This is a genomic window from Salinivibrio sp. SS3, from assembly GCF_001722105.1.
In the GTDB taxonomy this organism is placed as follows: domain Bacteria; phylum Pseudomonadota; class Gammaproteobacteria; order Enterobacterales; family Vibrionaceae; genus Salinivibrio; species Salinivibrio kushneri.
The window spans coordinates 181,114-187,815 of record NZ_MEBQ01000012.1 but is presented as its reverse complement, the minus strand read 5'-3'; the positions used below and the strand labels follow the sequence as shown (position 1 = coordinate 187,815).

Below are 6,702 nucleotides of genomic sequence, written 5' to 3'. Positions count from 1 at the left end.
GAGCCAGAGCCAGAGCCAGCTGCGGTTCGCGAGCGTGAAAAACCGCAACGCGAAGGCTTCTTTACCCGCTTAAAACGTGGCTTACAAAAAACCAAAACCAACTTAGGGTCTGGGTTTTTTGGCCTGTTTAGCGGTAAGAAAATCGATGATGACTTGTTTGAGGAGCTCGAAGAGCAGCTGCTTATCTCTGATGTGGGGATGGAAGCGACCACCAAAATCATCGATAACCTGACCGATAAAGCCAGTCGCCGCGATTTAAAAGATGGCGAAGCCTTATATGGCATCCTCAAACAAGAAATGGCGAACATGCTGGAAAAGGTCGAGCAACCGCTGGTGCTGACCGATCAAAAGCCGTATGTGATCTTAATGGTCGGGGTCAATGGCGTGGGGAAAACCACCACCATTGGTAAATTGGCGCGCCAATTCCAAGACCAAGGCAAGTCGGTGATGCTGGCTGCCGGTGACACCTTCCGTGCGGCGGCGGTGGAACAGCTGCAAGCCTGGGGTGAGCGCAACCAGGTGCCTGTGGTCGCGCAACACACGGGCGCCGACAGTGCCTCTGTGCTGTATGACGCGATTGAAGCGGCCAAAGCGCGCAACGTCGATGTGGTGATTGCGGATACGGCAGGGCGCTTGCAGAACAAAGCCAATTTGATGGAAGAGCTGCGTAAGATTGTGCGTGTGATGCAAAAGCTGGATGTGGGGGCCCCACACGAGGTGATGCTGACACTGGATGCTGGCACCGGGCAAAACGCCATCAGCCAAGCCAAGTTGTTTAATGAGATTGCACCGATAACGGGTATTACGCTGACAAAATTAGACGGTACTGCCAAAGGCGGAGTGATTTTTGCCGTGGCAGAACAATTTAATATTCCGATTCGCTATATTGGTGTCGGTGAAGGCATTGAAGATTTACGCACCTTTAACGCCAACGACTTTATCGAGGCGCTCTTTAGCCGGGAGGAATAACCGTGATTCAGTTTCAGCAGGTAAGTAAAGCCTATCGGGGCGGTCGTCAGGCGCTGCAAAAAGTCAGCTTTGAGCTTCCCAAAGGGGATATGGCGCTGTTAACCGGCCATTCTGGTGCCGGAAAGAGCACGCTGCTGAAACTGATCTGCGCCATTGAACGCCCCAGCGATGGGCAGATTTACTTCAATGGCCATGATATTTCCCGCATTCCGCGCCAAGATATCCCCTTTTTGCGTCGCCATTTAGGGATCATTTTTCAGGATCATAACCTGCTGATGGACGCGACTGTCTACGAGAATGTGGCGTTGCCGTTGCGTATTGAGCAGCAGCCAGAAGGTGAAATCAAAAAACGTGTGTCAGCGGCGTTGGATAAAGTGGGGCTGTTGGATAAAGCGCGTTGTTTCCCGATTCAGCTATCAGGGGGCGAACAGCAGCGCGTTGGGATTGCCCGGGCGGTGGTCAATCGCCCGCAAGTCCTGTTGGCGGACGAGCCAACGGGGAATCTCGATGCCGCGTTATCAGCGCAAATCATGGAGCTTTTTCGCCTGTTCAACCAAGTAGGCGTGACCATTCTCATGGCAACCCATGACACTAGCTTGCTGGAGCAATATCGTCATCTTAGGCGCTTTGACCTTCAGCAAGGCAGTTTGGCGGAGGTCAGTCATGGCTGAATCTTTTATGCAGACGCAAAAGCGTCATGCCTCGACGGCCTGGCGGGATCTGTTTCAACGCCCGATGGGGAATCTACTCACCTTGATGGTGTTAGCGGTTGCACTTTCCTTACCCGCGACCTTCTACTTATTGGCCAAGAATGTGGTGGCAGTGAGCGCGCAGTGGCATAGCCCTGCTGAGCTCAATGTGTTTTTAACCCCCGAGCAATCGTCGCAGCAAGGTGAAGCACTGGCGAAGCAGCTGGGGGGTTGGCCCGCGATTGATAGCATTGAGTACATCTCGCCCGACCAAGGGATGGCGTCGCTCAAACAGCAGCGAGGCTTTAATCAAGCGGTGAGCTTGTTAGATAATAATCCTTTGCCTGCTGTGTTGGTGGTGGTGCCTGACGTGACCCGCGCAGATGGAGAAGACGCCATCTCTTTGACCGCCCGTGTTGAAGCCTTGTCCGACAAGCTTTCGGCACTGGCTGAAGTCGACGAAGTGCGGTTAGATACTGATTGGCTAGCACGGTTGGACGCGATTAAAACGCTGGCCATTACGCTTGCCTGGCTTTTTTCTGGGTTGATGTTGGCAGCTGTCGTGCTACTCGTGGGGAATACCTTGCGGTTGCAGGTACTCCATCATCGTGCACGGATCCAAGTGATGAAAATGGTCGGAGCGACCGATCGTTTTATCTTACGGCCTTATCTTTATATGGGCGCATGGTTGGGCGGACTGGCGGCGATCGTCGCGTGGTTACTCACCGGCTTAAACACCTGGTTAATGGATGGGGCGGTGCGGCAATTTGCACAGCTTTATGACAGTCCCTTTACCCTTAGCGGACTCAATTGGGATGAATCTTTGCTATTGTTAATGGGCTCCATCTTACTTGGGGTGTTGGCGGCGCTGCTGGCGACGCGCCGACATTTAAAAGAAATTGAACCTGTGTAGGGTGAATATGGTCATAGACCCACAACACACAGATAAAGGCTTGCAGTTTGCCCCTGCTTGGGTATATTTTTGCATGCTTAATCAGCAATTCGGTCTTCGACGATTCGGAAACGAGGTTTGAATGACAAAAGAGATGAACGCATTGGCACCGATTGTTCAAGATAACATCGACGGTTATCTGCAAGCGGTAAACAGCCACCCTATGCTCAGCGCTGAAGAGGAGCATTCGCTGGCCGAGCGTCTCCATTATCATGGTGATCTGGAGGCGGCGAAGTCGCTGATCTTATCTCACTTGCGTTTTGTTGTTCATATCGCCCGTGGATACACCGGATACGGTCTCCCGATGGCAGACTTGGTACAAGAAGGCAACATTGGCTTGATGAAGGCGGTGAAGCGTTTCAACCCAGAGGTTGGCGTGCGCCTCGTGTCCTTTGCTGTCCATTGGATCAAAGCTGAAATTCACGAGTACGTATTGCGTAACTGGCGTATCGTTAAAGTGGCAACCACCAAAGCGCAGCGTAAGCTTTTCTTTAACTTGCGTAAAAACAAAAAGCGCTTGGGTTGGTTTAATAACGACGAAGTGAATATGGTCGCAGAGCAACTCGGCGTGGAAGCGTCTGAGGTGCGCGAAATGGAAGCGCGGTTGGCCGCACAAGATGCGACCTTTGAAGCGCCGGCGAATGCCGACGATGAGCGCGAAAACGGTCCAATGGCCCCTGTCTATTATCTGGAGGACAAAACCTCCGATATTGCCGCGTCGCTAGAGGCGGAGAACTGGGAATCGCACGCCAATCGCCGCTTGGCCAGCGCCCTCTCGGCACTGGACGAGCGCAGCCAACATATTGTTCGCTCGCGTTGGTTAGACGATGATAAGGCCACATTGCAAGATCTCGCGGATCATTATCAAGTGTCGGCGGAGCGTATTCGTCAACTTGAGAAGAACGCGATGAAAAAACTGAAGCAAGCAATGGGTGATGCGCTGTAAGCGCGCAGTCAATCGAAGATGAACCGGCCACTAGGCCGGTTTTTTTATGCCTATCGAATGGATGAAAACCGTGATATTAAAAAGTTATTCACAGCTTATCCTGGATCCTTACTACATCTAGTGGATCCGAATCAAGGATCATCGCTTATCAACGCAATCCACACCTTTTTCCACAGTCGATCAAAAAACGCACGTTGCTGGTTTGGTGACGCAGACGCGTGCGCGCAAACTCAGGTACAATGCAGGTTCACCGTGAGGAGCACGTTATCGCCGTGTGACGTCAGTTGGGAATAACTTTGTGAGTGAAGAGGTAAAAGGTATGGATCAGTTTGCACACATCTCTGTGACCGATGCGTGGGAAATGCTGCGTGATGATCAGCAAAATGCAGTATTAGTGGATATTCGCGATCCGCAAACATTTCAGGTTGCTCACCCTCAAGATGCGTACCACCTGACTAACGATACCTTGGTCTCGTTTATGGATCAGGTCGACTTTGATCAGCCGGTGCTGGTGATGTGTTATCACGGGATCAGCAGCCAAGGCGCGGCACAGTATTTGATCAATCAAGGCTTTGATGCGGTATACAGTGTCGATGGTGGCTTTGAGGCTTGGCAGCGCCAAGCGCTGCCGACCGCGTCGGGTATCGATCTTAAATAGTGATCATCAATAGGACACGTCATGCAAAAACTCGCGGTACTGCCAAATGCACGCTTGGCACAGGCGTTTGTCGATTATGCGGCGGCGCATCGGGTCAGTCTTGAGCTTGCCCCCGAGCCAGACGCACAAGTGGCGATTTGGTTAGTCAACGATAATGATAAGGCGTGGGTGGATAGCGAGCTGGAACGATTTATCGCTGATCCCATGCACAGTCGTTATCAAGCGGCATCTTGGCAAGTCGCCGAAACCCGTCATGCCCGTTTTCACTATCCGTCAGCCGGATTGTGGCAAACCGTTAAAGATAAATCTGGCCCGGTCACTCTAGTGGTTATGAGTGCCAGCGTGGTGTTGTTTGCACTTATGACGCTCGGTGGGTTTGAGGTCGTGGTGCGCAGCTTGCTGTTTCCGGCAGACAGTGAACAGCGCTGGCAGCTGTGGCGTCTATTCAGCCATGCACTGCTGCATTTTTCCGCGTTGCATATTATTTTCAACTTACTCTGGTGGTGGGTGCTTGGTGGTCGCATCGAGCGCCTCGGCAGCAGCAGTAAGCTGGTTCAAATCTTTTTATTCGCCGCGCTTTTCTCGGGACTCGGCCAGTATTGGTTGGAAGGGCCTTACTTTGGTGGTCTCTCGGGCGTGGTTTACGCGCTGTTAGGCTATTTATGGTGGATGACTTGGCTGGCGCCATCGCGTGGTCTCACGGTAGAAAAGCCGTATGTTGTCTTTATGCTGGCATGGCTGGTGATTGGCTTTTTCCAGCCTATGGGCATGAACATTGCCAATATGGCGCATTTATTTGGTTTGATCATCGGCTGTTTGCTGGCGCTTTGGGATGCAAAACGCCATTCAACGGGCTGAAAGGGGTCTACACGTGGTGGGTTTATCCGCCGTTGATAGAAAAAAGAGCAGGTATCTGCTCTTTTTTTGTTCGTAAGCGCAATTTTATTGCGTCAGATCTATGTTTTTATGTTCGCTTTCACGGTTTTTGTTTTCAATTTAAGTAATTATTCTACCCGTTGAGCGAATACGAAAATTTATTGCTCACTTCTTTGATTTTTATCCTTTTATAAATCCATCGCGTACATCTTACTGAGGACCCTCTCATGTTTGGAATCTTCCGTCCGGCTGCTCACCGGCAAAGATTGCCCCAAGCGCAGATCGGTGACACCTACACTCGACTGCGTTGGCAATTGTTTATTGGGATTTTTATCGGCTACGCCGGTTATTATCTCGTGCGTAAAAACTTTAGCTTGGCCATGCCGTATTTGATTGATGAGTATGGCTTTAGTCGTGGTGATTTGGGGGTGGCGCTCGCTGCTGTGTCCATCGCTTACGGCTTATCAAAATTCTTAATGGGCAGTGTCTCTGACCGCTCAAACCCACGTTATTTCCTCAGTGCTGGGCTGTTAATGTCATCGTTGGTGATGTTCAGTTTTGGTTTCCTTCCTTGGACAACCAGCAGCATTACCATCATGTTTATCCTGCTGTTTATTAATGGCTGGGTACAAGGCATGGGCTGGCCTGCCTGTGGGCGCACCATGGTGCACTGGTGGTCACGGAAAGAGCGTGGTGAGCTGGTGTCGGTTTGGAATGTGGCGCATAACGTCGGGGGTGGCTTGATTGGGCCGCTATTCTTGCTCGGCTTGTGGCTGTTTAATGATGACTGGCGTGCGTCTTTTTATGTGCCCGCATTTTTTGCCGCATTGGTCGCTGTGTTTATCTGGTTAACCCTACGTGACACCCCACAATCGTGTGGCTTGCCACCGATTGAGGAGTATAAAGACGATTACCCAGAAAACTATGACGAGGACGCGTTCGAGAAAGAGATGACCGCCAAAGACATTTTCGTCACCTACGTGATGAAGAACCGTCTGCTATGGTACATCGCGATTGCTAACGCCTTTGTCTATTTGATTCGTTATGGCGTGCTCGATTGGGCACCGGTTTATCTTGATGAAGCCAAAGGCTTTACCGTGGATAAATCCTCATGGGCCTACTTCCTCTATGAATGGGCGGGGATCCCAGGCACCTTATTATGTGGCTGGATGTCTGATAAATTCTTCAAAGGGGCACGGGCGCCAGCCGGTGTGTTGTTTATGGTGCTGGTGACCGTGGCAGTGTTGGTATACTGGTTTAACCCAGCTGGCAATCCGGGCATCGACATGGTCGCACTGGTGGCGATTGGTTTCTTGATTTACGGGCCGGTGATGCTGATTGGTCTGTATGCCTTGGAGTTGGCACCGAAAAAAGCGGCGGGCACTGCGGCCGGCCTGACCGGTTTATTCGGCTATCTGGGTGGCGCGGTTGTCGCGAATATCGCGCTTGGCTATACCGTGGACCACTTTGGCTGGGACGGTGGCTTTATGCTGCTCACCGGCGGGTGTGGGTTGGCCATCTTCTTCTTGTGCTTAGCCTGGGTTGGTGAGCATCGTGTGCGCCGTGACACAGCTGTGCACGCTGCCTAAATGATCTGTCTTGGCATCGCCTA

The 6,702-nt window shown here is 51.6% G+C and carries 7 protein-coding genes; all 7 read left to right on the top strand.

Features of this window, described 5'->3' with window-relative positions; translation table 11 throughout:
• The coding region (gene ftsY, locus BGL48_RS07025; RefSeq protein WP_069361989.1) for a signal recognition particle-docking protein FtsY at nt 1-969 on the top strand (969 nt) is incomplete at its 5' end.
• A gap of 2 nt (nt 970-971) precedes the next feature.
• The gene (gene ftsE / locus BGL48_RS07020) at nt 972-1,640 is read left to right on the top strand and encodes a cell division ATP-binding protein FtsE (RefSeq protein WP_046074629.1); all 669 of its coding nucleotides are present in this window, start codon (nt 972-974) and stop codon (nt 1,638-1,640) included.
• Nucleotides 1,633-2,571 carry a permease-like cell division protein FtsX gene (ftsX, locus tag BGL48_RS07015; RefSeq protein ID WP_069361988.1) on the top strand — a complete coding sequence of 313 codons (939 nt, stop codon included), beginning with the start codon at nt 1,633-1,635 and terminating at the stop codon, nt 2,569-2,571. Before ftsE ends, ftsX begins: the two co-directional genes overlap by 8 nt.
• Before the next feature lie 121 nt (nt 2,572-2,692).
• Nucleotides 2,693-3,556, top strand: a complete 864-nt coding sequence (rpoH, locus tag BGL48_RS07010; RefSeq protein ID WP_069361987.1) for an RNA polymerase sigma factor RpoH — start codon at nt 2,693-2,695, stop codon at nt 3,554-3,556.
• Nucleotides 3,557-3,875: 319 nt separating this feature from the next.
• Nucleotides 3,876-4,214 (top strand): thiosulfate sulfurtransferase GlpE, encoded by a 339-nt coding sequence (gene glpE, locus BGL48_RS07005; protein WP_069361999.1) that lies wholly within the window; start codon nt 3,876-3,878, stop codon nt 4,212-4,214.
• Nucleotides 4,215-4,235: 21 nt separating this feature from the next.
• Nucleotides 4,236-5,072 (top strand): rhomboid family intramembrane serine protease GlpG, encoded by an 837-nt coding sequence (glpG, locus tag BGL48_RS07000; protein ID WP_069361986.1) that lies wholly within the window; start codon nt 4,236-4,238, stop codon nt 5,070-5,072.
• 245 nt (nt 5,073-5,317) lie between these two features.
• The gene (gene glpT, locus BGL48_RS06995; RefSeq protein ID WP_069361985.1) at nt 5,318-6,679 is read left to right on the top strand and encodes a glycerol-3-phosphate transporter; all 1,362 of its coding nucleotides are present in this window, start codon (nt 5,318-5,320) and stop codon (nt 6,677-6,679) included.
• Nucleotides 6,680-6,702 lie beyond the last annotated feature (23 nt).

Coding starts and splice junctions, on each gene's coding strand:
- glpG (WP_069361986.1), top strand. CDS start 4,236: ATGCAAAAACTCGCGGTACTGCCAAATGCACGCTTGGCACAGGCGTTT.
- glpT (WP_069361985.1), top strand. CDS start 5,318: ATGTTTGGAATCTTCCGTCCGGCTGCTCACCGGCAAAGATTGCCCCAA.
- ftsX (WP_069361988.1), top strand. CDS start 1,633: ATGGCTGAATCTTTTATGCAGACGCAAAAGCGTCATGCCTCGACGGCC.
- rpoH (WP_069361987.1), top strand. CDS start 2,693: ATGACAAAAGAGATGAACGCATTGGCACCGATTGTTCAAGATAACATC.
- glpE (WP_069361999.1), top strand. CDS start 3,876: ATGGATCAGTTTGCACACATCTCTGTGACCGATGCGTGGGAAATGCTG.